This window comes from Glycomyces niveus (genome assembly GCF_017592475.1).
Lineage (GTDB): Bacteria > Actinomycetota > Actinomycetes > Mycobacteriales > Micromonosporaceae > Glycomyces > Glycomyces niveus.
On the sequence record NZ_JAGFNP010000005.1, the window covers coordinates 139,154 to 164,062 of the forward strand.

A 24,909-nucleotide genomic window follows, 5' to 3' on the forward strand; every position below is an offset into this window, starting at 1 on the left:
ACCGGCGACAATCATAGCCAAGCTTCCCGTGTTCCTGTCAACGGGGTTCGGTGTCGGCCGTCTCAGTCCTGGGGCGTTCCGGCGATGCTCGCCGCCGCGGCCTTCGCCTCGTCGCTGCTCGGCCCGGGCAGGGGCACGAACAGGGTGCGGCGGTAGTACTCGAGCTCCTGCACGCTCTCCTTGATGTCGGCGAGGGCGCGGTGCGCGAGGCCCTTGGGCGGCTGGTTGTAGTAGACGCGCGGGTACCAGCGGCGGGCGAGCTCCTTGATGGAGGACACGTCGATCATGCGGTAGTGCAGGTGGTCGTCCAGGCGCGGCATGTACTTGGTGATGAAGGTGCGGTCGGTGGCGATGGAGTTGCCGCACAGCGGGGCGGTGCGCGCCTCGGGCACGTGCTGCTTGATGTACTCCAGGACCGTGTCCTCGGCCTCCTGCAAGGAGATTCGCGAAGCCCGCACTTCATCCGTGAGCCCGGACTTGGCGTGCATGTCGGCGACGAACGCCCCCATGTTCTCCAGCACCCGGCCTTCGCAGGCGATGACGATGTCGATGCCTTCGTCCAGGGGGGTGAGGTCGGGTTCCGTGACGAGTACGGCGATCTCGATGAGGGCTTCAATCTCGGGGTCGAGGCCGGTCATTTCGCAGTCGACCCACACTAGGCGTTCTTCAGTCACCGGGCCAACTCTACGCGCAAGTAGCACGTGAGGTGATCTACGTGTCACGGCGTCGGAAGCGCCCCCGCGCGAGGGCCGGAGGGCGGACACTTGAAGTAGAACGAGGGGTGTTCGGAATCGGACATCAACGCCTGGGAAAGGTGTTGCTTGTCACCGCTACCGTCCGCTATGGTGCGGGTATCAGAGCGTCGCCGCCTTTGCGGCCCGTATCGCAGTGATTAGGGCCGCAATAAGATGATCTCTCAACTTTTTCAAGGTAAGGCGCGTGTACCCCTAGAGATTGAAGGTTTGCGATGAAGCAAGCCGGAGACGATACCGTGACCAGGACTCGGGTCATCAGACCTCGACAGAGGTGAGGTGATCTCCGTCTCAGAGGCATCATGGGGCCGACGCGGCTCCGTCTCAGAGACAGGAGCCGTGAACCGAGCTTAGCCGATGAAAACGGGTACTCGAAACGGTGCGGAGCCACTGGGCCTGAAAAACCCAGCGGCCACCGAACCGCATCGATTCCGTAACCGTGGCGCATCGAACACCGGGGCACGGAATTCCACGCAACGAAGCGGTCGTTGTAACTGGTACACCGCTCACGCGGTGTCGGGGGACGAGGAAGCTGGAGGAGACCTTGAGCGTGGAGCAAACGACAACACCCACCCTCACCACCGAAGAGGTCGCTGAGGAACGAGACCTTGTGGGTGTCTACCTGCATGAGATCTCGAAGACGCCGCTGCTTGACGCCGCCGCCGAGGTCGACTTGGCGAAGGCGGTCGAGGCCGGCCTGTTCGCGAAGCACCTGCTCGGCGAGGGGGAGACCTTCGGCGACGCCACCGAGAAGGACCTGAAGCGCCTGGTCGAAGACGGCGCCAAGGCGAAAGAGCAGTTCATCAAGGCGAACCTGCGGCTGGTCGTCTCGATCGCCCGCCGCTACGTCCGTTCCGGGATGCCGATGCTCGACCTGATCCAGGAGGGCAACACGGGCCTGGTCCGCGCCGTCGAGAAATTCGACTACCAGCGCGGCTTCAAGTTCTCGACCTACGCCACGTGGTGGATCCGCCAGGCCATCAGCCGGGCGATCGCCCAGCAGGAGCGCACCGTGCGCCTGCCGGTGCACCTGGTCGAGGACGTCAACCGGATGCGCAACGTCACCCGCCAGCTCACCCGCGAGCTCGGCGGCGACCCCGAACCCGACCAGGTCGCCAAGGCTCTCGGCGTCACGGTCGAGCGGGTCAACGAGCTCATCCGCTGGAGCCAGGACACCGTCTCGCTGGACACGCCGATCGGCGACGACGGCGACACCAACCTCGGCGACCTCGTCGCCGACTCCGACGAGCCCAGCCCCGAGGACGTCGTCCTCGCCGGCATGGAGCGCCAGCGCATCGAGATGATGCTCAACCACCTCGACGAGCGCTCGGCGGGGATCGTCAAGGCCCGCTACGGGCTCGAGGACGGCCGCGAGCACTCGCTCACGGAGGTCGCGCACCGGTTCCACCTGTCGCGTGAGCGCATCCGCCAGCTCGAGATCCAGGCGCTGGCCCGCCTCAAGGAGCTGGCCAACGACCAGGTCATGGCCGAGGCGGCTTGACTGCGCAGGCATTAAAGGCGCGCAGGCACTAGCGATATAAGGCGGAAGGGCCGGGGCGAAAGCCCCGGCCCTTCCGTCGTACGCGGTTTCGGTCAGACGCGGCGGTAGCCGTCGATGGACATGCCCATGTCGAGGTCGGCGACCTTGACGACGTCGCCCGGCTTGGGGGCGTGGATGACCTGGCCGTCGCCGATGTAGATCGCCATGTGGCCCAGGCCGTTGTAGAACACGAGGTCGCCCGGCTTCAGGTCGGACCGGTCGATCGCGCTGGTCTCGTCCCAGATCGCGTTCGTGTAGTGCGTCAGCGAGATTCCGGAGACCGCGTAGGCGCCCTGGACGAGGCCGGAGCAGTCCCAGGTGTCGGGGCCGGCGGCGCCGTAGACGTAGGACTCGCCGAGCTGGTCGCGGGCGAACTCGACCGCGGCGGTCGCGGCGTCGGCGCTGTAGCTCGGGGTCGAGCCGGAGTCCGAGCCGGAGGACGACGACTCGCTCGACGCGGCGGCCTCGGACTCGGCCGCAGCGGCGGCCGCGGCCGCGGCTTCGGCGGCCTCGGCTTCGTCGTGGGCCTTCTCGGCCTCGTCGATCTGTCCGTCGAGGTCGGCGATCTGCTGCTCGACCGTGGTGATGTCGGCGGTGAGCTCGTCGGCGGTCTCGGAGGCGGTCTGCGCCTCCTCGTACTTGTCGGACTGCTCCTGCGCGTAGGCCACCAGGGTGGAGACCTTGGCGTCGAGGTCGTCTTCGGCGGATTCGACCGCGGCGGTGACGACGGTGAGCTGCGCATTCGAGGAGCCGTACTCCGCGGCGGCGGCGTCGATGACGGTTTGGGCCGCGTCGAGCCGGGTCTGGAGGCCCTTGAGGTCGGCGGCGGCGGTGTCGCGCTGCGCTTCGAGATCGGCGAGGTGCGCTTCGATCTCGGAGGCGGAAGCGGCGGTGTAGTCGATGTCGGCCGCGTCGGCTTGGGTGCCGGAGAAGGCGGTCACGAGTCCGACGGTGGCGCAGGTGACCCCCGTGTAGATCGCGACGCGGCGAAGGATGGCGCTGGTTCGTGAACGTTGTGCAGTTTCAGAGCAGGCGTGAGCCACGAGGTGGCCTTTCTTCCTCATCCGCCTACCGGGTTAGCTGTCGGGTTCGGGCAGGGAAGGTGCCCTACCCGCTGCGGCTGCGCTGCAGCGGGATTCACCCCGTGCGTCCACGCGACTGGGGGCGTGGACGCGGCTGGGTCCCCGGCCCGCGCATCGGTGTTTCGCCCGGAACCGGGAGGAACGGGCGTCATGCGAGCGCGGCTCGGCGGTCCGGGCGGGTGGGTCTCTGGGGGAACCCTGAGGACCCGACCGGAACAGGCGCCGACGCTAACGCATGGTGACCCGAATCGCCAAGCCCTCTGTGAGTCGCTCCACGGTCCAGTAACGGACAGTGGGGACGCGCGGGGAGGGAGGGCCACTATCCAGCGGATTTATTGCCCGAACGGCCGAGGGAGGGTTGGCCGTGAGTCGAAGGTGGGGAGGGAGGGGCGGCGCGGGCGAGGAACGCTCGGGTTCGCATCCGCCCCCGGTTTCGATAGTGCCTGCGGGGTACGACAACGGGGCGTGGCGTGGATCCCCCGGGCTGTGAAGGAGTGCGCGGCGGGGTACGACATCGGGCGCCGTCGGGAGGCGCGCCCGGCGCGGTCGGGGTTCAGAAGCTGCGGAGGGAGCGCGGGGGTGGCGGGGATTGGATCGCGGTGGCGTCGGTGGCCGGTGGTGCGCCGGCGATGTACTCCTTGAGTTCGGTGCCTTCCAGGACGCGGCAGGGGAAGGCTGCGCCGGCGCAGCGGCGGCGGAGGGCGGCGATCGGGAGTTCGACGTCGGCCGCGACGGCGACGACGTTGCCGAAGCGGCGGCCGCGCAGGACCGCGGGCTCGGCCATGACCGCCACATGCGGCCACACCACGCCCATCGCCGCGAGGGCCGGCTTCAGGAAGCGCATCTGGCCGCCGTCGCACAGGTTCACCGCGTAATGCCCGCCCGGGCGCAGCACGCGGTGCGCCTCGTGCAGGAACTCGGTGCTCGTGACGTGCGCGGGCACGCGCGCGCCCGCGTACACGTCGGTCACGATCAGCTCGTAGCTCGCGTCCGGCGCGGACTCGACCGCCTCGCGCGCGTCCATGTGCCGGATCTTCACCTTCACGCCCCGCGGCAGCGGCGCCTCGGCGCGCACGAGCGCCACGAGCTCCTGGTTCGTCTCGACTGCCTGCTGGTACGAGCCCGGCCGGGTCGCCGCAACGTACCGGGCCATCGCCAGCCCGCCCGCGCCCAGGTGCAGCACCCGCAGCGGCTGCTTCGGCTCGGCCATGGCGTCGACGAGGTAGGCGATCCGCTGCATGTACTCGGCATCCAGATAGGACGGGTCGTCGAGGTCGACGGTCGCCTGCACGACCTCGTCGGCGACGAGGTGGAGCAGGTTCGGGCGGTCCGGATCGCGGTCGATGCGCAGGGCGGGCCGTTCGGCCTCGGGCGGAGTCACGCACCCATTGTGCCCGAGGGCCTCGCGCAGGAGGCCTTGAGCAGGACCTAAGGCCCCTGCTGCGCCTGCGTCCTGGCCGAGGCCGCCACATGCGCGATGCGCCGCAGCGCCGCGAACATCGTCTCGCCCAGCACGGTCGCGGTCACCGCCTGCTCCACGTTGACGCCCTCGATCCGGGTCGCCTCGGCGATCGCCTCCATGTCCGCCGAGGCGAGCGCCGCCGCCGCGTCCGCGTAGTGGCCCAGCACCTCCTGCGGGTCCGGATTCCCCAAGCGGTAGAACGCGGTCAGGGCCGTGACCAGCGCGTCGCGGTAGTTCGGGGGCGCCACTTCGGCCCAGCCGTACTCGTTCAGCAGCTGGTCGACGGTGCGCTCGGCGGCTTCGGTGGTGCCCTCGCTGGCGAGGGAGAACTTCGGGTCCCGGTGGGTCGCGGCGAGGGTCGCGCCGAGCGCCTGGAACGCCGACTCCGGATGGCGCCCAAGCACAGTCAGCACTTCACCGATCTGCGCGACCGAGAGCCCGGCGGTCTCCGAGAGGGCGCGGATCAGCGTCAGGCGGTGCACGTGGGCCGAACCGTACTCGACGGTGTTGCCCTCCCCGTGCTCCCCGGCCTGCAACAAGTGCTCCCGCAGGTAGTACTTGATGGTGGCGGCCGGAACGCCCGTCCGCTCCGACAGCTCCCCGATGCGCATACGAGGGAGTCTATGACGGAAAGCGCGCCCGCGTTACCGTTGAGCCCGGCAGGAACCCCCCGCCTTGTACCCACCCCACCTGGAAAGGCGACGGTTTGAACGACCTTCGTACGGCACTCCTCGAAGAGCTGCGCGAGATCGCCGCGCTTCCCGTGCCCGCCTTCGACCCGGGACTCGCCGACGACTACGCCGAGACCGGCCGCCGCCTGCCCTTCGAGAACCAGTACTTCGCGCGCCGCCGCCACCTCGCCGCGCTCGCCCTCGTCGGCGACGGACCCGTCCTCTCCGGCCTCGTCGCCGACATCTGCGACGAGCGCTCCTGGGCGCTCCCGGCCCACTGGGACGACGGCGATCCCGCGACCTGCGTCGACCTCTTCGCCTGCGAGACCGCGCAAGCCCTCGCCGAGATCCTGCGCCTGCGCGACGACGTGAAGGACCGCGAGCGCGTCGAAGCCGAGATCCGCCGCCGCGTCCTCGACCCCTTCTTCCAGTCCGAAGAGCCCTTCTGGTGGGAGGAGCGGTTCTCCAACTGGACCGCCGTGTGCGCCGGCGCCGCCGGGATGGCCGCGCTCGCCCTCGGCTACGACACCGACGTCGTCCGCGGCCGCGTCCTGCCCGCCCTCCAGGCCTACCTGTTCTCCTTCGGGCCCGACGGCGGCTGCGTCGAAGGCATCGACTACTGGGTCTACGGCTTCGGCTACTTCACCTACTTCGCCGAGGCCTGGCGCGACGCCACCGGCGAAGACCTCCTCGCCGGGACCGAGGCCATCGCGTCCTTCCCCGCCCACGTCCAGCTCTACCCGCGCTCCTTCGCGACCTTCGGCGACGCCCACCACGACCCGGCCCTCCCGCCCGGCCTCCTCGCCCGCCTCCACGACCGGCTCGGCGTCCCCCTCCCCGCGATCGAGCACGCCCCGACCTTCGCCGACGACTACTGCTCCCGCTGGGCCCACCTCACCCGCACCCTCGAATGGGGACGCGAACTCGGCGGCGAGATCGCCCCCGGCCGCACCCTCCTGCCCGACGTCGGCTGGTACGTCGAACGCCGCCAGCTCGGCCACCGCATGTGGTCGCTCGCGGTCAAGGGCGGCTACAACGAAGAGCCCCACAACCACCTCGACCTCGGGTCGTTCATCATCGCCGCCGACGGCGAGCAGCTGCTGTGCGACCCCGGCGCCGGCGAGTACACCGCCGCCTACTTCGGCGACGAGCGGTACGAGCAGGTCCACCCCTCCGCGGCCTGGCACTCCGTGCCCACCGTCGAAGGCGCCGCCCAGCAGGTCGGCGAGGACTCGCGCGCCGAACTCGTCTACACCGACGACGGCGTCGACGCCTACATCGACGCTTACGGCGACGGCGCGCTCCTGCGCAAGTTCACCTGGACCGAGGACGGCATCGAGCTCTTCGACGCCGGGCCTGAGCTCACCGAGTCCTTCGTCAGCCGCATCCGGCCCGAGACCGAAGGCGACCGCGCCACCTGGACCGGCGAGCGCGGCACCCTCGTCCTCCACGGCGTCGACCCCGCCACGGTCCGCATCGAGGACGTCGAGACGACCACCCACCTCGGTCGGCCCGAGCGGCTATGGGCGCTCCGCTTCGACTTCCCCGGCAGCGGCCTCCGCTTCGAGCTGCTCTAGGAGCCCGTCCGCCTTCAGGCGCTGGCGGGCGGCCGCGATGGCCTCGCTGGTGTGCTCGAACAGGCGGCCCTGCTGCCACAGCGGCTCCAGGACGCCCAGGGCCGCAAGCGGTTTGGCGTGCATCGGTTCGAGGCCGGAGAGGTAGACGGCGATGCCGCGGTGCTCGAGGCGCTTGATCGCGTCCGCGAGCACCGTTGCACCCGACGCATCCATAGTGGACACCCGGCTCATGCGGAGCACCACCACCCGCACGTCGGCGACGTCCAAGAGCTGCAGCAGGAACCGGTGCGCGGCCGCGAAGAACAGCGGTCCCTCCAGCCGGTACGCCACGATGTGCTCGTGGAGCAGCGCCGCCTCCTCGTCGTGGTGGTCGGCCGGCTCGATCGGCTCCTCCTCGACCGAGACCGACCGCGAGATCCGCCCCAGCGCCAGCAGCCCGGCGAGCGCGATGCCCACCGCGACCGCCCACACCAGGTTGAGCACCACCGTGGCCGCGAGCGTCAGCCACATGACCGCCGCGTCGGCGCGCGTCGACCGCGCCAGCGCCAGCATCGAACCGACCTCGATCATCCGGATCGAGGTCGCGATCAGCACCCCCGCGAGGGCCGCGAGCGGCACGTGCGCCACCAGGGGCGCGAGCGCGAGCATCATGAGCGCCAACACGATCGCGTGCGTCAGCGACGCCAGCCGCCCCGCCGCCCCGGACCGCACGTTCACCGCGGTGCGCGCCAGCGCGCCCGAGGACGGCATGCCGCCGAAGAACGGGGTCACGAGGTTCGCCACGCCCTGCCCGAACAGCTCGCGGTCCGGATTGTGGTGCTGGTCGACGGTCATGTTGTCCGCCACCGTCGCCGACAGCAGCGACTCGAGCGCGCACAGGGCGCAGATCGCGACGGCCGCCGCCACCAGCTCGGGCATCTCCGCGAAGTCGAGGAAACCGGCCTCGGGGGCGGGGATCGTGCGCGGCAGCGCCCCGATGATCGCCACGTCCGCGTGCGCCCACCAGGTGACGACCGTGGCGACGACGACCGCGAGCAGCGGCGTCGGGATCTGCGAGTGCAGGCGCGAGCCGAGGAGGATCGCGGCGGCCACGCCGCACGCGACCGCGGGCGGCGCCCAGTTCGGGGCGGCCGCGAAATCGCTCAGCGATTCCCATGCGCCGCTGATGATGTGCGCGTTCTGCGCGGGCAGGCCGAGCGCGGGCGGCAACTGCTGCACCGCGATGACGATCGCGACCCCCGCCGTGAAGCCCTCGACCACCGGCACCGGTACGAAGCGCGCGTACCGCCCCGCTCCGGTGAGCGCGAGGACCACGAGCATGAGCCCGGCCATGATGCCCACGAGCATCACGCCCGCATGGCTGTGCGTGGCCGCGAGCGGCACGAGCACCACGGCCATGGTGCCGGTCGGACCCGTGACCTGCAGGTTCGAGCCGCCGAGGACTGCGGCGAGCGCCCCGGCGATGATCGAGGTGATGAGCCCTGCGAACGCGCCGAGCCCGGAGGCGATCCCGAAGCCGAGGGCCAGCGGCAGCGCGACGACCGCGACCGTGAGGCCGGCGAGGAGGTCGGTGTGCCAGTGGCGGGTGAGGTGCAGGTAGTCGGACCGTTCGGGAAACAGCTGTCGGAAGCGTCGGCGTTTCGTGGCAGTTGTCTCTCGTATCGTGGTCATGAGGCGATTGTCCCGGAATGGTTGATCCGCAATGACTTTCAGCGGACCCCGGGCGAGTCGCCGCCGGGTTCGCTTCCTGCCGTAGGATCGCCACCGTGCGTGCGAAGGGTCTGGAAACGGCGATCCGCGTCGGCGGGGCGGTGGTCGTCACCGCCGCGGCGCTGCTCGCGGCCGTCCTCGAATCCTTCCTCGTGCCGTACTACATCGCCGGGATCGCGGTCCCGCTCGCCGGGGCGATCGCGTTCGTCGCGAACTGGCGGCTCGCGGCGCTGGCCGTGTACTGGACCGGCGGGCGCTGGTCGGTCATCCTCACCTCGCTCACGTGGTTCGCCGTGGTCCTGCTCGCGTCCATGCCCACCGGGGCCGGCTCGCTGGTGATCGGCAGCGGCTTCAACGGCTACATGCTGCTCCTGGCGGGGACCGCCGGGATCGCCCTCGCGCTGTGGCAGTATTTTCGTCCCAGGCCGAACGCCAAGGCCCCGTCCGCCGTCGGCCCCCGGCCGCCGGCGCAGGCCACCCCTACCGCTACGAAGGAGTCCCGACCGTGACCCTCCTCAGCCGCCTCCTGATGCCGCACTGGCCCTCGATCTACGGCTTCGCCCTGGGCATCATCGCCGCCAACCTCGCCGGCCGGTTCGCCTCCACCAAGTGGGGCGAGGGCACCGCGATCGGCGACCTCGTGGGCGTCTACACGTTCGGCGCGATGGCGGCCGTCGCGATCGCGGCCGGGATCTGGTGGGGCGTGCGCCGCCGCCGCCAGGAGATCACCGGCGAGCTGCTGTCGATCTTCGTGGTCACCACCCTCTTCACCGTGCTGGTGAACCCCCTCATCGCCCGCGTCGACTACCCGACGCTCGACGGGGTCTTCTCGCAGACCCTCATCTACTTCGCGCTGCTAGCCCTCTCGGGCTGGGTCGGCTTCCTCATCGTGATGGCCCTCGGCTTCGACGTGTACGGCCGCGAACTCAAGGCCACCCAGGCCGCCTGGGAGCGCAAGGCCAACCCGAAGGCCGCCTAACGCCCCCGGTACCAGTACCGGTACCGCTCGGCGTACCCGAGCCGCCCGTACATCGCGATGGCGGGCCCGTTGTCGGACTCGACCTGGAGCGCGGCCCGCCGCGCTCCAGCGGCGTACCCCCAGGCCTCCAGCGCGTGCAGGACCTCGGTGCCCAGGCCCTGCCGGCGGAACGCGGGCAGGGTCCCGATCGAGGTGATCGCCGCGAGGTCGCCCGCGATCGCTCCCCGGCCCCGGGCGGCGAGCTCCCCGCCGAGCCGGATCTCGGCGTACCCGCGACCTTCGCCGGAGCCGAAGACCGCCGCGGCGATCTCGGGGGTGCCGCTGCCGAGCTGTTCGAGCAGCGCTTCGCTCGGCGCGTCCACGACCACGGCCTCGCCGTCATAGGTGCTATCGCGGAGCGGCTTCGTCATCACGACGGTCTCGGCTTCGGCTTCCCAGCCCCGCGTCGCCAGCTCCTCGTCCAGGCGCTTCGTCACCGGCCCGGCAAGGGCTACGAGCGGACGCGCGCCCCGTGCCCCGTACCAGGCTTCGACGGCCGACATCGCCGCATCTGTCCCGCCCTCGGGGGCGGTGAGCGCCAGGACCGAGTTCGCGCGGCGCGAGAACCCCTCGGCGTACCGCAGCAGCCAGCCGCCGATTTCGGCGGTCTCGGGCGCCGGCCAGGTGGCGGCGAGGAGCCGTTCGGTCGCGATGATCTCGGAGAACGGGGTCGGTTTGGGCGGTATCGCCCGGGCCGCGACGATCGCGTCCGTCGCGATGGTGACGGCGGCCCCAGACTGCGCCACATTGTCGGGCAGTATGCGCCAGAAGTCCGGGCCGATCTCGATAAGCTCGCCGATGATGTCCGTGAACCGGCGCCCCGGTTCGGGAGATTGCAACCTGATACGCACCGCCGCGCGACGGCCGACATGTTCCGGTCCCAGCATCTGGCCCACCCCAAGCCTTCGGGTCAACATTCCGCAATAAGCTTTAGTCTCAATCACAGCGCAGCCCGCCCGGCTGCGCGCTGTAGGAAGGACGACTCGTGACTTACGTAATCGCCGAGCCGTGCGTGGACATCCTCGACAAGGCCTGCATCGAAGAGTGCCCCGTCGACTGCATCTACGAAGGCAACCGGATGCTCTACATCCACCCCGACGAGTGCGTCGACTGCGGTGCATGTGAGCCGGTCTGCCCGGTCGAGGCGATCTTCTACGAGGACGACGTCCCGGACGAGTGGGCCCCGTACACCAAGGCCAACGTCGACTTCTTCGACGAGCTCGGCAGCCCCGGCGGGGCCTCCAAGGTCGGCAAGATCGAGAAGGACGACCCGTTCGTGGCCGCGCTGCCCGCGAAGTCGGAGTAGCGCGATGGCGCTGCGCCGCCTCCACAGCGCCTCCCCGGCCCGGCGGCTGCCGCGCTTCCCGTGGGACCGCATGGCCCCGTACCAGGAGCGCGCGGCGGCCCACCCCGGCGGGCTCGTCGACCTGACCGTCGGCGCGCCCGTGGACGAGGTGCCCGAGTCGATCCGGCAGGCGCTCATCGACGCCGCCGCGCGGCCCGGCTACCCCACGGTGGCCGGCCCGCCGGCGCTCGGCGAGGCGATGCGGTCCTGGCTCCACCGGCACACCGGTGTGGCCGAGGACGTCGCGGTCCTGCCGACCGTCGGCTCCAAGGAGCTCGTCGCGAACCTGCCGCTGCAGCTGGGCGTCGGCCCGGGCGATGCCGTCTCCTACCCGGAGATCGCCTACCCCACGTACGAGATCGGCGCGATCCTGGCGAAGGCCGACGCGGTGCCGGTGGCCGACCCGCGCGACGCGGCGGGCTCGCGCCTGCGCTTGGCGTGGATCAACTACCCGACCAACCCGACCGGCGAGGTCGCCTCGGTCGAGCACCTGCGCGGCCTGGTCCGCTGGGCCAGGGACAGCGGCGTGGTGCTCGCCAGCGACGAGTGCTACCTGACCCTCGGCTGGGACCACGACCACCCGCCCGTCTCGATCCTCGACCCGCGCGTGAACGACGGCGACCTCACCGGCCTGCTCGCGGCGCACTCGCTGTCGAAGCGCTCGAACCTGGCGGGGTACCGCTCGGCGTTCCTCGCGGGGGACCCGGAGCTCATCGCGGACCTGCTGGAGATCCGCCGCCACTCGGGTTTCATGGTCCCGTGGGTCGTCCAGCAGGCCACGATCGCGGCCCTGCACGACGAGTCGCACGCGATCGAGCAGCGCGCCCGCTACGAGGAGCGCCGCGGCGTGCTCCGCGGCGCCGTCGAGGCGGCCGGGTTCCGCATCGACCACTCGACCGCCGGGCTCTACCTGTGGGCCACGCGCGGCGAGGACTGCTGGGACACCGTGCGGTGGCTCGCCGAGCGCGGCATCCTCGCGGCGGCGGGGGAGTTCTACGGCGCCAAGGGGAACCGGCACGTGCGCTTCTCGCTCACCGCGACGGACGAGGCGATCGCCGACGCCGCGCAGCGGTTGAAGTGAGGCCGGGCGCGCAGCGCCGCAGGTTACCGACACGACGAAAGGCCCGCGGCTGGCAGCCGCGGGCCTTCTCGCTGTGCCGTCGGGCAGCAGTCCTTAAGGGGCCGCCGGCGGGTCGACCGGCAGGCCGGGGTCGACGGGCGGCTCGACCGGAGGCACCGGCGGCAGCAGGCTCTTGACGACCTCCACGACCTGCTTGCAGACCTCCGTCAGCGCCCCGACGTCGGGCGCCGCGGGGAGCCCGGGATCGGCGCCCGGGTCGCCGGGGGCGGGCACCGGCAGCTGCTCGGACCCGGTCGGCGGCGCCACCGGCGGCTCGACCGGCGGATCGGCCGGCGGCGGGGGCAGCTGGGCGATGAGCCCTTGGAGTTCGGTGAGGCACGCCTGCAGGTCGAGCAGCGCGGTCGGGTCGGGTACGTCGACCGGCGGATCGACCGGGAGCGGCGGCAGCTGCTCGGATTCGACGGTCTGGACCGGCGCGGCCTCGACCGGGTCGGCGCCCGCGGCGCTCACCCCCGGCGCGGCCGCGAAGATCGCGAACGGGATGGCGGCCCCGATCGCGGCGGCCCGCCAGGTCTTCTTGGTTGCTTTGGTGGTCTGTTCGGCGTCGGTTCGTGCTTTTTCGAACATGGACTGTGCCATGAGGATTGCCCCCGTTGATCGTCGGTGCTCCCGGTCCGGTCGCGGCCTGTGCGAACCGTCGGCAGGGGCGGTTCGACCGCCTGTCGCACCGAGGTGTGACTTTCCGTAGCACTTTAAGGACTGTCCGTAGCTAACGCACGGCTTCGAGGAAACAATCCGCACTTTTGTCGTACATGTAACCCGATCGGTGAGACTGACCTGGAGCGACACCGAAACATGAGGTCCATCGTCCGATAGTCGACAATCCACCGAACCGCCTCGGTCTCCCGTCCTAGGCCCAGAACCCCATGGCGCATGTCGGACCCTTCGGCCACACTGGTCGGGTGACCTTCCTGATCGGCCGCGACCATCCGACGGCGGCCCTCCGCTCGGCCGTCGAACGCACCGTGGCGAGCCACGGTGGACTCGCCCTCGTCACCGGCGAGGCGGGCATCGGCAAGTCCACCCTCGTCACCGAGGTCGCCGCCCGCTTCCGCGGCGAGCTCACCGTCGCCTTCGCGACCTCCTGGGAATCCGAGGCCGTCCCCGACCACTGGCTGTGGGTCCAGGTCCTGCGCTCGCTCCGCGCCCAGCTCGGCGACGAGGCCTGGCAGTCCCTCCACCCCGCGCCGCCCGTCGACGCCCTCCTCGGCAAAGGCGACGGCTCCGCGCCCGCCCCGTTCGAGCTCTACGACGCCGTCACCCAGCTCCTCATCGCCGCGTCCCAGCGCGGCCCGCTCCTCGTCGTCCTCGACGACCTCCACTTCGCCGACCCCGGCAGCCTCGAACTGCTCAAATTCGCCTCGCAGCACACCTGGTTCGAGCGGATCCTCTTCGTCGCCACCTACCGCGACTCCGAGATCGACCCCGGCCACCGCCTGCGCGCCCGCATGCTCCCGCTCGTCGCCAAGGCCACCATGATCAGCCTCGAAGGCCTCGACGAGGACGGCGTCGCCGCGCTCTGCCGCACCACCGTCGGCGACGCGCCCGACGCGGTCACGGTCGCCGAGATCACCCGCCGCACCGGCGGCAACCCGTTCTTCGTCGAGCAGACCGCGCAGCTGTGGGCCTCCGGGCAGCGCGTCGACGCCACCACCGCCGGGATGCGCGACGCGCTCCAGCGCCGCATCGAGCACCTCCCCGAACCGCTCGTGCGGATGCTCACGCTCGCCTCCGTCGGCGGCCGCGAATTCCACGCCGGCGTCATGGCCCAGGCCTCCGGACTCGACCTGCACCGCATCGAATCCGCGCTCGACGCCGCCTGCCAGACCCGGCTCGTGCGCCGCGAGACCGACCGGTACGTCTTCGTCCACGACCTCGTGCGCGAGACCCTCTACAACACCATGTCGAGCGAAGAGGCCGCCCACCACCACGGCTGCGTCGTGCGCGCCCTCGTCGCCGACGAATCGCTCCAGAAGCTCATGCTCACCACCGAGATCGCCCACCACGCCTGGCTCGCCGGCGACGACCTCGACCCCGCGATCGCCGTCGAGTTCCTGAGCCGGGCCGCCACCGAATCGCGCGGCTGCCTCAGCGCCCCGGGCGCCGAGAAGTACTTCCGGCGCGCCCTCGAGCGCTGCACCCCCGAGATGGTGCGCCGCCGCGTCCTGCTCCGCCTCGAGCTGGCCGCCACCGTCAAATGGCTGCAGCGCGACGAGGAATCCTGGAAGCACTACGACCAGGCCGTGTACGAGGCCCGCGACTCCGGCGACCCGATGCTGCTCGCCCGCACCGCCATCGAACTGCCCCAGAACGAACGCCCCGACGCCCTGTGTCGGCTCAAGGCCGACGCCTACGAAGCGCTCACCGGGAAGCGGCCCGACCCCGGCCTCGACTACGACGGGCTGACCCGGCAGCTGAACTACGAGTTCCTCATGGCCGCCAGGAAGATCGGCGACGACGAAGAGGTCGCCTTCGGGCTGTGGGCCACGCACTCGGTCGACTGGGGCCCCGGCACCGCCGCGGCCCGCCAGGTCATCGTCGAAGAGCTCGACGAGATCACCCGCCGCACCGGCGACGTCGACATGCGCCTGTTCGCCGCCTCGCTGCGCTGGGTCGCGATGCTCGAACAGGGCGACCCGGCCTTCCGCTCCCAGGTCGACTTCTTCTGCGCCCTCGCCGAGAGCAGCGACTCCGATCGCTGGCACAGCGGGGCCGACATCGACCACGCCGTCGTCGACATCGTGCAGGGCCGCTGGGACGCGGCCGCCGAACGCATCGACAAGGCCTACGCCGCCACCGGCGACGACCCCATGAACGACCACATGATGCGCCACCTCCGCTGGGAGCTGGCGTTCGCGCGCGGCGAAGCGCCCGAGCCGATCCGGGACTCGGGTTGGGCCGCCTTCGGGCAGTGGCAGTTCGACCTGCTCGCCGCCCTGAGCGCCGTGCGCCGCGGCGACCTCGACGAGGCCCACCGGGCCAAGTCCCGTTTCGAGGCCGAGGCCGAACCGCACGACCCCTGGGTCTCCCTGCGCCTGCGGTTCGAGGTCGAACTCGCCGCCGCCGAAGGCGACGCCGAAGCGATCGCGGCACTGCGCCGACGCCTCGAACCCCACGAAGGCGAATGGCTCGTCGCCTTGTGGGGCACCAGCATCCACGGCCCCATCAGCCACTGGCTCGGGGTGCTCGCCGCCGCCTCCGGCGACCGCGACCGCGCCGCGGCGCACTTCGCCGCCGCGATCGAGCAGGCCGAACGGCTCGACGCCCCGCCCTGGGCCGAGGCCGCCCGCACCGCCGCCGCCGCGCTCACCGGCACGGCCGCCCCTGCACCCGAGCGCCGCACCGCGGCCGCTCCCGGCGCGGTCTTCCGCCGCGAAGGCGCCACCTGGACCCTCCGCTACGAAGGCCGCGGCGTCCACCTCCCGCACACCAAGGGCCTCGCCGACCTGCACCGGCTCCTGCGGCAGCCGGGCGTCGAAGTCCCCGCCGTCGCACTCCTCGACCCCGAAGGCGGCGAAGCGGTCGCGGCCGAGGCGAGGCTCGGCGGCGACGACCTCCTCGACGCCGAGGCCCGCGCCCGCTACCGCGACCACCTCGAACGCCTCGACGAGCAGATCGATACCGCCGCCGCCCTCCGCGACGACGCCCGCGCCGCCCGCCTCGACGCCGAACGCCAGGCCCTCATCGAACAGCTCAAGGCCGCCACGGGACTCGGCGGCCGCTCCCGCCGCCTCGGCGACAACGCCGAACGCGCCCGCAAGAGCGTCACCAACCGCATCCGCAACACCCTCAAGAAGATCGAGGCCGTCCACCCGGCCCTCGCCGCCCACCTGCGCGCCGCCGTCGCCACCGGCTCCGCCTGCGTCTACCGGCCCGAAACCGAACCGCCCCCATGGGAGCTGTGAACAGCAGCGGCCGGGCGGGTCAGACCCGCCCGGCCGCTGCCGGGTGTTTTTCAATGAAGCACTACTTGCGGTTGTAGGCCCTGATCGTCAGGAACCCGAAGACCGCGATGAAACCGGCCGACCAGATCAGCGTCGTGGCCACCGAAGCGGAGTCCACATTGCCGTCGAAGAGGCCGCGCACGCCGTCGACCAACTGACTGATCGGCGTGTTCTTGACGACCGGCTGCAGCCAGCCCGGCATCGTCGACGGGTCCACCATGATGTTCGACAGGAACGTCAGCGGGAACATGATCGACATCGAGATCGACATGACGGTCTTCTCCGACCGCGTGATCAGGCCCAGCCAGGTCCACAGCCACGAGAACGCGAAGCAGAAGACCAGCAGCAGCCCCACGCCCAGCAGCACGCCCGCCGCGCCGCCCTCCGGCCGGTAGCCCATCACCATGCCCGTGCCGAACATGACCGCACCCGCTGCGGCGTAACGGAACACGTCCGCCAGCAGGTACCCGACCATCGGCGCGGCCCGCCAGATCGGCAGCGTCCGGAACCGGTCCGACACGCCCTTGTTGATGTCGATGTTCACGCTCATGCCCGTGTACATCGTCGTCATCACGATGCTCATCACCATGATCCCCGGCAGCAGGAACTGCAGGTAGTCACCGGTGCCGCCGGCGATAGCGCCGCCGAACAGGTACGTGAACATCAGCAGCATCATGATCGGGAACAGCAGGATGTCGAACAGCTGCTCGGGCACGTGCTTGATCTTCAGCATCGAGCGCCAGGCGAACGCCCGCGCCGAAGCGAACGCGCTCGGCGCCGCCGGGCGCTCGCCCGTCGCCAGCAGGCGCCGCAGGTGGTCCCTCTCGACCGGCGCCGGTGCGTCGGCATCGGACTTCGTAGTGGTCTGCGTGACGGTCATTGCAATGTCCTTTCTGGAAGTCCGGGGGTTAGGCGTCGACCTTGTTCGTGAGGGCGAGGAACACCTCGTCCAGGCTCGGCTGGCCGAGCGAGAAGTCGTCCACCAGGACGCCCCCGCGCGCCAGCTCGCCCAAGGCGTGCGAGCCCTGCACGGCCGTGTCCTGGCCCGGGGCAAGGCGGGCGGTCAGCGCCACCGGGTCGTCGTCGAGCTCGACCTCCCCGGCCAGCGCCTCCACGAGGATCTGCCGCGCGTGGTCGCGCTGGTCGGCGTGGTGCAGCCGCACCCGGATCGAGCCCGCGCCCACCGAGGACTTGAGCTGCCCCGGCGTGCCCTCGGCGATGACCCGGCCGGTGTCGATGACCGCGATGCGGCTCGCCAGCTGGTCGGCCTCCTCCAGGTACTGGGTGGTGAGCAGCACCGTGGTGCCCTCGCCGACGATCGTGCGGACCACGTCCCACACCTGGTTGCGGCTGCGCGGGTCCAGGCCCGTCGTCGGCTCGTCCAGGAACAGGAGCTTGGGGGTCACGATGATCGAAGCGGCGATGTCGAGGCGCCGCCGCATGCCGCCCGAATAGGCCTTCACCTGCTTGCCCGCCGCGGCGGTCAGCCCGAACGCCTCCAGCAGGTCCGCCGCGCGCTCGCGCGCCGCCGGCTTCCCGTACCCGTACAGCCGCGACAGCAGCACCAGGTTCTCGATGCCGGTCAAGTCCTCGTCGAGCGAGGCGTACTGGCCGGTGAGGCTCACCTGGGACCGCACGGAGGCGGCGTCGGCGATGAGGTCGCGGCCGAACACGGTCGCGCTCCCCGCGTCGGGACGCAGCAGGGTGGCCAGCATCCGGACGGTCGTGGTCTTGCCGGCCCCGTTCGGGCCGAGGACGCCGTACACCGTGCCGGCCGGGACCTCGAGGTCCACGCCGTCGACGGCTTTCACGTCCTTGAAGTGCTTGACGAGCCCCTCGGCCCGGATCGCGAGTTCGCGCTGCGACATGTCCGCCGCCTCCTTCTGGTCATCTGCTCTCATCCAGAAGGCGCTACGCACACGCCACGGCCCCCGCTACTTCCGATGTAGCGGGGGCCGCGGCGATGCTCGGAACGCTAGTCGGCGAGGTGCTTGGGTCGCACCACCAGCCAGAACAGCAGTGCCGCCACACCGGAGCCGACGCCGATCGCCGCGACCGTGGTGTTCCACACGCCCGGCAGGCTCAGCTCGTAGAAGTCGGCGAGCACCGGCACCGAGAGCACGAGAAGGAACGCGCCGCCGCATCCGCAGACCAGCAGGGCCTTCCACCACACGTACGGCTTCGCGGTGATCGCCAGCGCCGCCAGCGCGAGGCAGAACAGCGTGATGCCCGCGGTCGTCTGCGGCAGGTTCGAGTCGGTGCCGTCGTGCGCGAGCGAGAGCAGGTACACGATGAACGTCGGCACCGCGCAGCAGATCCCGGCCGGGATCGCGAACTTGAGCACCCGCTTCACGAAGTTCGGCTTGGCCTTCTCGAAGGTCGGCGCGAGCGCCAGGAAGAACGCCGGGAGGCCGATCGTGAACAGGTTGATGAGCGACTGGTGGATCGGCAGGAACGGGTAGGGCAGCGGGTCGTTGCCCATGATCCACGCGGTGATCGCGCCGACCGCGACGAACAGGGCGAGCGAGATCGCGTAGACGGTCTTGGTGAGGAACAGGTTCGAGACGCGCCCGATGTTGCCGAGGACCCGGCGGCCCTCGTCGACGACCTGCGGGAGGGTCGCGAACTCGTCGTCGAGGAGCACGACCTGGGCGACCGAGCGGGCCGCGGCCGAACCGGAGCCCATGGCGATGCCGAGGTCGGCGTCCTTGAGGGCGAGCACGTCGTTGACGCCGTCGCCGGTCATCGCGACGGTGTGGCCCCGCGACTGGAGCGCCTTCACGAACGCCTGCTTCTGGTGCGGCTTGACGCGCCCGAAGATCGTGGCCCGCTCGAGCAGGTCGGCCAGTTCCTCCGGGTCCTCGGGGAGGCGGCGCGCATCGACGGTGTCGGCCGCGCCTTCGACGCCGAGCTGCGCGGCGACGGCCCCGACGGCGGCGGGGGAGTCGCCGGAGATGATCTTGACCTTGACGCCCTGCTCCTTGAAGTAGGCGAGGGTCGCGGCCGCGGTCTCGCGCAGGCGCTGGCGGAGGACGACGAGGGCTTGGGCCTTGACGCCGGTGACGCCGCCGGTGGTGGAGGCGGACTCGGCGGTGACGAGGGCGAGGACGCGCATGCCCTGGGCGGCGAGCATGTCCGCTTCGAGGGCGACGGGGTCGCCGTGGTCGAGGAGGATGTCGGGCGCGCCGAGGAGCCAGGTGCCGTTGTCGGTGAAGCGGGTGCCGCTCCATTTGCGGGCGGAGGAGAACGGCATGACGTCGATGACGCGCCAGCCCGGGTCGGCGACGGCGTTCTCGGCGAGGTGGGCGGCGACGGCCTGCATGGTCGGGTTGGGGCTGTCGTCGGCGGCGGCGAGGGCCGCGAGGGCGGTGTTGACGCCCTCGCCGTCGGTGCCGTTGATCGGGCGGATCTGGTCGACGTCCATGCCGCCTTCGGTGAGCGTGCCGGTCTTGTCGAGGCAGAGCACGTCGGTGCGGGCGAGGCCTTCGATGGCGGGCAGCTCCTGCACGAGGACGTGGCGCGCGCCGAGGCGGATGACGCCGACGGCGAATGCGACCGAGGTGAGGAGGACGAGGCCTTCGGGGATCATCGGCACGATGCCGGCGACGGTGCGGACGATGATCTGGCGCCAGTTGGCGGCGTCGGCGAGCTGGCTGACGATGAGCAGCAGCGCGATCGGGACGATGAGCCAGTTGATGAGCTTGATGAAGCGGTTGATGCCCTCGCGCAGCTCGGAGCGGGCGAGGGTGAACTTGCTGGCCTCTTCGACGAGCTTGGCGGCGTACGACTCCGCGCCGATCTGCTCGGCGCGGAAGAGGCCGGTGCCGGCGACGGCGAAGGAGCCGGAGCGGACCTCGTCGCCGGGGGCCTTGGCGACAGGGTCGGCCTCGCCGGTGAGCAGCGACTCGTCGATCTCGAGGTTGCGGGATTCGACGACGGGGCCGTCGACGACGATGCGGTCGCCCGGTTCGACGTAGACGAGGTCGTCGCGGACGATGAGGTTGGGGGCGATCTCCTGGACCTCGCCGTCGCGCAGGACCTTCGCGTTCGACTGGTTCATCAGCGAGAGCTTGTCGAGGGTGCGCTTTGCGCGCAGCTCCTGGATGGTGCCGATGGCGATGTTGGCGATGATGACGCCGGCGAAGAGGCCCTGTTTGAGGCCTTCGAAGAAGCCTTCCTCCAGGGCGGTGAAGCCGATCGCGATCACGGCGAGGACGCCGATGACGGCGTTGAGCGGTGTGAAGAAGTTCGCGCGCAGGATCGCCGAGAGCGGGCGGCTCGTGTGCCGCTTGGCCTCGTTGACGGCTCCGGCCTCGACGCGTTCGGCCACCTCGGCGGCAGTCAGGCCGCGGTCACCTGCCAGCATGGGTGTTGTCACGTCGACAGCTTATGCGACAACTGCATCGCTGTATCACGGCCGAACGACGGAGCCGCCCCTTTTCGCTCCTCCGCCGTCCGGCGGAGGAGACGCGGGTCCCGCGCGGGCTCATCCGATTGCGGCTCCACCGGGCCCGACCTCTAGAATCACCGATTATGGCCAATGTACTCACACCGCAGGGCGAGGACTTCCCTCGCTGGTACCAGGACGTCATCGCCAAGGCCCAGCTGGCCGAGAACGGCCCGGCGAAGGGCTCGCAGGTGATCCGACCGACCGGTTTCGCCCTGTGGGAGCGCATGGTCGCCGAGTTGGACGAGCGCATCAAGGAGACCGGCACGGAGAACGCGTCGTTCCCCCTGCTGATCCCCGAGTCGTACTTCACCCGCGAGGCCGACCACGTGGAGGGCTTCGCGCCCGAGCTGTGGATGGTCACCCACGGCGGCGGCAAGGAGCTCGAGGAGAAGCTGGCCGTGCGGCCCACCTCCGAGACCATCATCGGCGAGTACATGGCGAAGTGGGTCAACTCCTACCGCGACCTGCCCCTGCTGCTCAACCAGTGGTGCAACGTCATGCGCTACGAGCTGCGCACCCGCCTGTTCCTGCGCTCCTCGGAGTTCCTGTGGCAGGAGGGACACACCGTCCACGAGTCCTATGAGGACGCCCACGCGTTCACGCTGCGCATCCTGCACGAGGTCTACGCCGACTTCATGGAGAACGTGCTGGCGCTGCCGGTGCTGCGCGGCATCAAGACCGAGGCCCAGCGGTTCGCCGGCGCCCTCAACACCTTCGCGGTCGAGGCCCTGATGCGCGACGGCAAGGCCCTCCAGATGGGCACCTCGCACGAGCTCGGGCAGAAGTTCGCGAAGGCCTTCGACATCCAGTTCCAGGGCCGCGACGGCCAGCAGCACCACGGCTGGACCACGTCGTGGGGCGTCTCGACCCGCATGGTCGGCGGCCTCATCATGGGCCACGGCGACGACGCGGGCCTCCGCGTGCCGCCGAAGCTCGCGCCCGTGCAGGCGCTCGTCATGGTCGTCAAGGACACCGACGAGGTCCAGGCCGCCGCGCGCAAGGTCTACGACGAGCTCAAGGCCGACGGCGTGCGCGTCAAGCTCGACGACCGCGGCGACGTGGCCTTCGGCCGCCGGGCCGTGGACGCCGAGCTCAAGGGCTACCCCGTGCGCATCGAGATCGGCCCCCGCGACCTCAAGAACGGCGAGGCGACCATCGCCAGCCGCGTCGAGGGCACCAAGCAGACCGTCCCCCTCGGGATGCTCGCCGAAGCCATCGCCGCCGCCCTGCAGGGCGCCCAGGACCAGCTGTGGGACGAGGCCGTCGCCTTCCGCGAGTCGCACACCGCCGACGTCTCGACGCTCGAAGCGGCGGTCGAGGCCGCCCAGACCGGGTACGCCCGCATCCCGTGGGACGCCTGCGGCGTCGAGGGCGAGGCGAAGGCCGCCGAGTCCGCCGTGTTCGTGCGGGTGCTCCAGCGCGAGGACGGCTCCGTGCCGGACTCCCTGGATGAGTCCGGTCTCATCGCCTACCTCGCCCGGCAGTACTAGGCACCTGGTGCGCTAGACTCGGTCGCTGTACATGAGCTTTGGGACGGATGCCCTCTCAACAACCGTGACGCAAGGCCAAGTTTCAGCGCGAGCGAGAATCCGGAGTAATTCCCCTGGACGACGCGCGCGCTAACGTGATCCTTACTACAGGAGTAACAAAACGTGGCAGTTAAGATTCGCCTCACGCGAATGGGGAAGATCCGTACTCCCCAGTACCGCATCGTCATCGCCGACTCGCGCGTCAAGCGCGACGGCAAGGTGATCGAGAACGTCGGGATCTACCACCCGAAGGAGAACCCGTCCCGGATCGAGGTCAAGTCCGACCGCATCCAGCACTGGCTCTCGGTGGGTGCCCAGCCGTCCGACACCGTCAAGGCCATCCTCCGCAAGACCGGCGACTGGCAGCAGTTCAAGGGCCTGCCCGCCCCGGCTCCGCTGAAGACCGCCGAGCCGAAGGCCGAGAAGGAGGCCCTCTACGTGGCCGCCCTCAAGGAGTCGGGCATCGACCCCTCGAAGGCCTACGTCTCGGAGGAGGCCGCCAAGGCCGCGCCGAAGTCGAAGAAGTCCGCCGCGAAGGCCGACGAATCGGCTAAGACTGAAGAGGTCGAGGCCGCTGCCGACGAGGCCTCTGAGACCAAAGGGGAGTAATCGTGCTGCGACCGGCGCTTGAACACCTTGTCAAAGGCATCGTCGACAATCCTGACGACGTCCGTGTCCGGCTGGTCGACTCCCGCCGCGGCAAGCGGCTCGAGGTCCGGGTCAATCCCGAAGACCTCGGGACCGTCATCGGCCGCGGGGGTCGCACCGTGAACGCGCTGCGCCAGGTCATCGGCTCGATCGGCGGCAAGGGCATTCGTGTCGAGGTCGTCGATTCCTACTGAGTCTTTCCGAACGGCCCCGGGGGTTCCCTCGGGGCCGTTCGGGTGTTTAAAAGGGGTTTCTCTTGTCACAAGTGGTGGTCGGCCGGATCGTGCGCCCGCACGGGCTGCGCGGCGAGGTCGTCGTCGAGGTCCGCACCGACGATCCCGAGAGCCGGTTCCGGCCCGGCGCCGAGTACAGCACCAAGAACGGCCCGATGAAGGCCGTCACCGTGCGCTGGCACCAGGGCCGCCCGATGATCGGCTTCGAGGGCGTCACGGACCGGAACAAGTCCGAGACGCTGCGCGGGATCCTCCTCAGCGTCGACATCGCCGACGAGGAGCTGGAGCCGGAGGACGACGAATTCCACGACGCCCTCCTCATCGGCCTCACCGTGGTCGACAAGGAGGCCGGCGAGGTCGGCACCGTCAGCCGCATCGACCACGGCGCCGCCTACGAGACCCTGGTCGTCAAGCGCAAGGGCCAGACCCCCGCGCTCATCCCCTTCGTCGCCGACATGGTCGAGGAGGTGGACGCCGAGGCCGGCGTCATCAAGGTCGACCTGCCGCCGGGCCTGCTGGAGCTGTGACGCGTTCGGAGTTGCTATGAAAATCGATGTCGTCACGGTCTTCCCCGAGTACCTGCAGCCGCTGGACCTCTCGCTCATCGGCCGCGCCCGCGAGCGCGGGATGCTCGACCTCAACGTCCACGACCTGCGCCGCTGGACCCACGACGTGCACCACTCGGTCGACGGCGCCCCCGCGGGCGGCGGGGCCGGGATGGTCATGAAGCCGCAGCCGTGGGGCGAGTGCTTCGACGAGCTCATCCCCGGTGACGAGAAGCCGCGCCTGCTCGTGACGAGCCCCGCCGGGCGGCCCTTCACGCAGGCGATGGCGCACGAGCTCGCCGCCGAGCCCTGGCTCATGTTCGCGTGCGGCCGCTACGAGGGCATCGACCAGCGCGTGGTCGACTACGCGGCCGAGCGGATGGAGGTCACCGAGGTCTCCATCGGCGACTACGTGCTCTTCGGCGGCGAGGTCGCGGTGCTCGCGATCATCGAGGCCGTCACCCGGCTCGTGCCGGGCGTGCTCGGCAACGCCGCGTCCCTCGACGACGAGTCGCACAACGCCGGGGTCCTCGAGGCCCCCGCCTATACCCGCCCGGCCGAATGGCGCGGGCACGAGATCCCGCCGGTCCTCCTCTCGGGCGACCACGGCAAGGTCGACCGGTGGAGGCGTGAGCAGGCGCTCCTTCGCACCGCGAAGGCCCGCCCGGATTTGCTGGAGCGGCTGGAGCCGGGTAGCCTCGACAAACGTGACCGGCTCCTCCTCGAAGGGGCCGGGTTCCGCCTGCCCGGACAGGGTGTGGCAGAGTAGATGAGTTCCCGTGACGTGCCGTTCGTTCAAGCGGTACCTCTCCCGGTCGAACTTCTGAGCATTACCAAACAGAGGACCGAAACCAATGAACATTCTGGATGAGCTGAACGCCGCCTCCATGCGCGCCGACGTGCCGGACTTCCGTCCCGGCGACACCGTCAAGGTGAACGTCCGAGTCCAGGAAGGCTCCCGGTCCCGTGTCCAGGTGTTCCAGGGCGTCGTCATCCGCCGCCACGGTGCCGGCCTCGGCGAGACCTTCACGGTCCGCAAGCTGAGCTACGGCATCGGCGTCGAGCGCACCTTCCCGGTGCACGGCCCCATGGTCGACTCCATCGAGATCGCCATGCGAGGCAAGGTCCGCCGCGCCAAGCTGTACTACCTGCGCGACCGCAAGGGCAAGGCCGCCAAGATCAAGGAGAAGCGCGAGCTCTAAGCCGCGCAAGGTACTTCGGAGAACCCCGGGCACATCGCCCGGGGTTTTTCGCTGCCCGCC

The 24,909-nt window shown here is 70.4% G+C and carries 23 protein-coding genes and 1 riboswitch; of the genes, 13 read left to right on the forward strand and 10 right to left on the reverse strand.

What is annotated here, in order from left to right; translation table 11 throughout:
- Window positions 1–62: 62 nt before the first annotated feature.
- The gene (orn, locus tag J5V16_RS11235) at window positions 63–674 is read right to left on the reverse strand and encodes an oligoribonuclease (RefSeq protein ID WP_307792927.1); all 612 of its coding nucleotides are present in this window, start codon (window positions 672–674) and stop codon (window positions 63–65) included.
- A 622-nt stretch (window positions 675–1,296) separates the two neighbouring features.
- On the opposite strand from orn, the gene J5V16_RS11240 reads away from it, so the two are divergent.
- The gene (locus tag J5V16_RS11240) at window positions 1,297–2,253 is read left to right on the forward strand and encodes a sigma-70 family RNA polymerase sigma factor (RefSeq protein ID WP_205328644.1); all 957 of its coding nucleotides are present in this window, start codon (window positions 1,297–1,299) and stop codon (window positions 2,251–2,253) included.
- Between the two features lie 92 nt (window positions 2,254–2,345).
- On the opposite strand, the gene J5V16_RS11245 is transcribed toward J5V16_RS11240, so the two are convergent.
- From J5V16_RS11245 to J5V16_RS11255, 3 genes are all read right to left on the reverse strand, one after another.
- A complete protein-coding gene (locus J5V16_RS11245) occupies window positions 2,346–3,233 on the reverse strand; it encodes a C40 family peptidase (RefSeq protein ID WP_208496309.1) in 888 nt (295 codons plus the stop codon).
- Window positions 3,234–3,342: 109 nt separating this feature from the next.
- A riboswitch (cyclic di-AMP (ydaO/yuaA leader) is annotated at window positions 3,343–3,504 on the reverse strand.
- Between the two features lie 423 nt (window positions 3,505–3,927).
- A complete protein-coding gene (locus J5V16_RS11250; protein ID WP_208496310.1) occupies window positions 3,928–4,755 on the reverse strand; it encodes a spermidine synthase in 828 nt (275 codons plus the stop codon).
- 47 nt (window positions 4,756–4,802) lie between these two features.
- Complete coding sequence (locus J5V16_RS11255; RefSeq protein ID WP_208496311.1) at window positions 4,803–5,447, reverse strand: MerR family transcriptional regulator; 645 nt, start codon at window positions 5,445–5,447, stop codon at window positions 4,803–4,805.
- 95 nt (window positions 5,448–5,542) lie between these two features.
- Between J5V16_RS11255 and J5V16_RS11260 the strand changes: the two genes are divergently transcribed.
- Window positions 5,543–7,084: a heparinase II/III domain-containing protein gene (locus tag J5V16_RS11260; protein ID WP_208496312.1), complete on the forward strand. Its 1,542-nt coding sequence runs from the start codon at window positions 5,543–5,545 to the stop codon at window positions 7,082–7,084.
- Here J5V16_RS11260 and J5V16_RS11265 read toward each other — a convergent pair.
- Window positions 7,028–8,755, reverse strand: coding sequence for a SulP family inorganic anion transporter (locus J5V16_RS11265; RefSeq protein WP_208496313.1), 1,728 nt, complete (start codon window positions 8,753–8,755; stop codon window positions 7,028–7,030). The two genes, J5V16_RS11260 and J5V16_RS11265, sit on opposite strands and share 57 nt — an antisense overlap.
- Before the next feature lie 95 nt (window positions 8,756–8,850).
- Between J5V16_RS11265 and J5V16_RS11270 the strand changes: the two genes are divergently transcribed.
- Together J5V16_RS11270 and J5V16_RS11275 are read left to right on the forward strand one after the other, a co-directional pair.
- Window positions 8,851–9,303 carry a hypothetical protein gene (locus J5V16_RS11270; protein ID WP_208496314.1) on the forward strand — a complete coding sequence of 151 codons (453 nt, stop codon included), beginning with the start codon at window positions 8,851–8,853 and terminating at the stop codon, window positions 9,301–9,303.
- A complete protein-coding gene (locus J5V16_RS11275) occupies window positions 9,300–9,773 on the forward strand; it encodes a hypothetical protein (RefSeq protein WP_208496315.1) in 474 nt (157 codons plus the stop codon). The genes J5V16_RS11270 and J5V16_RS11275 overlap by 4 nt, the downstream gene beginning before the upstream one ends.
- Here the strand turns inward: J5V16_RS11275 and J5V16_RS11280 are convergent.
- On the reverse strand, window positions 9,770–10,651 hold the full coding sequence (locus J5V16_RS11280) for a GNAT family N-acetyltransferase (RefSeq protein WP_208496316.1): 882 nt from the start codon (window positions 10,649–10,651) through the stop codon (window positions 9,770–9,772). The two genes, J5V16_RS11275 and J5V16_RS11280, sit on opposite strands and share 4 nt — an antisense overlap.
- 146 nt (window positions 10,652–10,797) lie before the next feature.
- On the opposite strand from J5V16_RS11280, the gene fdxA reads away from it, so the two are divergent.
- Both fdxA and dapC read left to right on the forward strand, forming a co-directional pair.
- Window positions 10,798–11,118, forward strand: coding sequence for a ferredoxin (gene fdxA, locus J5V16_RS11285; RefSeq protein ID WP_208496317.1), 321 nt, complete (start codon window positions 10,798–10,800; stop codon window positions 11,116–11,118).
- A gap of 4 nt (window positions 11,119–11,122) precedes the next feature.
- Complete coding sequence (dapC, locus tag J5V16_RS11290; protein WP_208496318.1) at window positions 11,123–12,238, forward strand: succinyldiaminopimelate transaminase; 1,116 nt, start codon at window positions 11,123–11,125, stop codon at window positions 12,236–12,238.
- Window positions 12,239–12,331: 93 nt separating this feature from the next.
- Here dapC and J5V16_RS11295 read toward each other — a convergent pair whose 3' ends face one another.
- A complete protein-coding gene (locus J5V16_RS11295; RefSeq protein ID WP_208496319.1) occupies window positions 12,332–12,877 on the reverse strand; it encodes a hypothetical protein in 546 nt (181 codons plus the stop codon).
- Between the two features lie 323 nt (window positions 12,878–13,200).
- On the opposite strand from J5V16_RS11295, the gene J5V16_RS11300 reads away from it, so the two are divergent.
- On the forward strand, window positions 13,201–16,203 hold the full coding sequence (locus J5V16_RS11300) for an ATP-binding protein (RefSeq protein WP_208496320.1): 3,003 nt from the start codon (window positions 13,201–13,203) through the stop codon (window positions 16,201–16,203).
- A gap of 61 nt (window positions 16,204–16,264) precedes the next feature.
- Here J5V16_RS11300 and J5V16_RS11305 read toward each other — a convergent pair whose 3' ends face one another.
- From J5V16_RS11305 to J5V16_RS11315, 3 genes are all read right to left on the reverse strand, one after another.
- On the reverse strand, window positions 16,265–17,122 hold the full coding sequence (locus J5V16_RS11305; protein ID WP_208496321.1) for an ABC transporter permease: 858 nt from the start codon (window positions 17,120–17,122) through the stop codon (window positions 16,265–16,267).
- Between the two features lie 28 nt (window positions 17,123–17,150).
- Window positions 17,151–18,143 (reverse strand): ATP-binding cassette domain-containing protein, encoded by a 993-nt coding sequence (locus J5V16_RS11310; RefSeq protein WP_243901054.1) that lies wholly within the window; start codon window positions 18,141–18,143, stop codon window positions 17,151–17,153.
- Window positions 18,144–18,217: 74 nt separating this feature from the next.
- The gene (locus J5V16_RS11315; RefSeq protein WP_208496322.1) at window positions 18,218–20,620 is read right to left on the reverse strand and encodes an HAD-IC family P-type ATPase; all 2,403 of its coding nucleotides are present in this window, start codon (window positions 20,618–20,620) and stop codon (window positions 18,218–18,220) included.
- Between the two features lie 155 nt (window positions 20,621–20,775).
- On the opposite strand from J5V16_RS11315, the gene proS reads away from it, so the two are divergent.
- The 6 genes from proS (at window position 20,776) to rplS (ending at window position 24,849) form a co-directional block, all read left to right on the forward strand.
- Window positions 20,776–22,182, forward strand: coding sequence for a proline--tRNA ligase (gene proS, locus J5V16_RS11320; RefSeq protein ID WP_208496323.1), 1,407 nt, complete (start codon window positions 20,776–20,778; stop codon window positions 22,180–22,182).
- Between the two features lie 162 nt (window positions 22,183–22,344).
- Window positions 22,345–22,830: a 30S ribosomal protein S16 gene (rpsP, locus tag J5V16_RS11325; RefSeq protein WP_208496324.1), complete on the forward strand. Its 486-nt coding sequence runs from the start codon at window positions 22,345–22,347 to the stop codon at window positions 22,828–22,830.
- Window positions 22,830–23,063 carry an RNA-binding protein gene (locus J5V16_RS11330; protein WP_344473217.1) on the forward strand — a complete coding sequence of 78 codons (234 nt, stop codon included), beginning with the start codon at window positions 22,830–22,832 and terminating at the stop codon, window positions 23,061–23,063. Before rpsP ends, J5V16_RS11330 begins: the two co-directional genes overlap by 1 nt.
- Window positions 23,064–23,125: 62 nt before the next feature.
- Complete coding sequence (gene rimM / locus J5V16_RS11335; protein WP_208496325.1) at window positions 23,126–23,629, forward strand: ribosome maturation factor RimM; 504 nt, start codon at window positions 23,126–23,128, stop codon at window positions 23,627–23,629.
- A gap of 16 nt (window positions 23,630–23,645) precedes the next feature.
- Window positions 23,646–24,416, forward strand: a complete 771-nt coding sequence (gene trmD, locus J5V16_RS11340; RefSeq protein WP_208496326.1) for a tRNA (guanosine(37)-N1)-methyltransferase TrmD — start codon at window positions 23,646–23,648, stop codon at window positions 24,414–24,416.
- An 85-nt stretch (window positions 24,417–24,501) separates the two neighbouring features.
- Window positions 24,502–24,849 (forward strand): 50S ribosomal protein L19, encoded by a 348-nt coding sequence (gene rplS / locus J5V16_RS11345; RefSeq protein WP_208496327.1) that lies wholly within the window; start codon window positions 24,502–24,504, stop codon window positions 24,847–24,849.
- The last annotated feature ends 60 nt before the right edge of the window (window positions 24,850–24,909 follow it).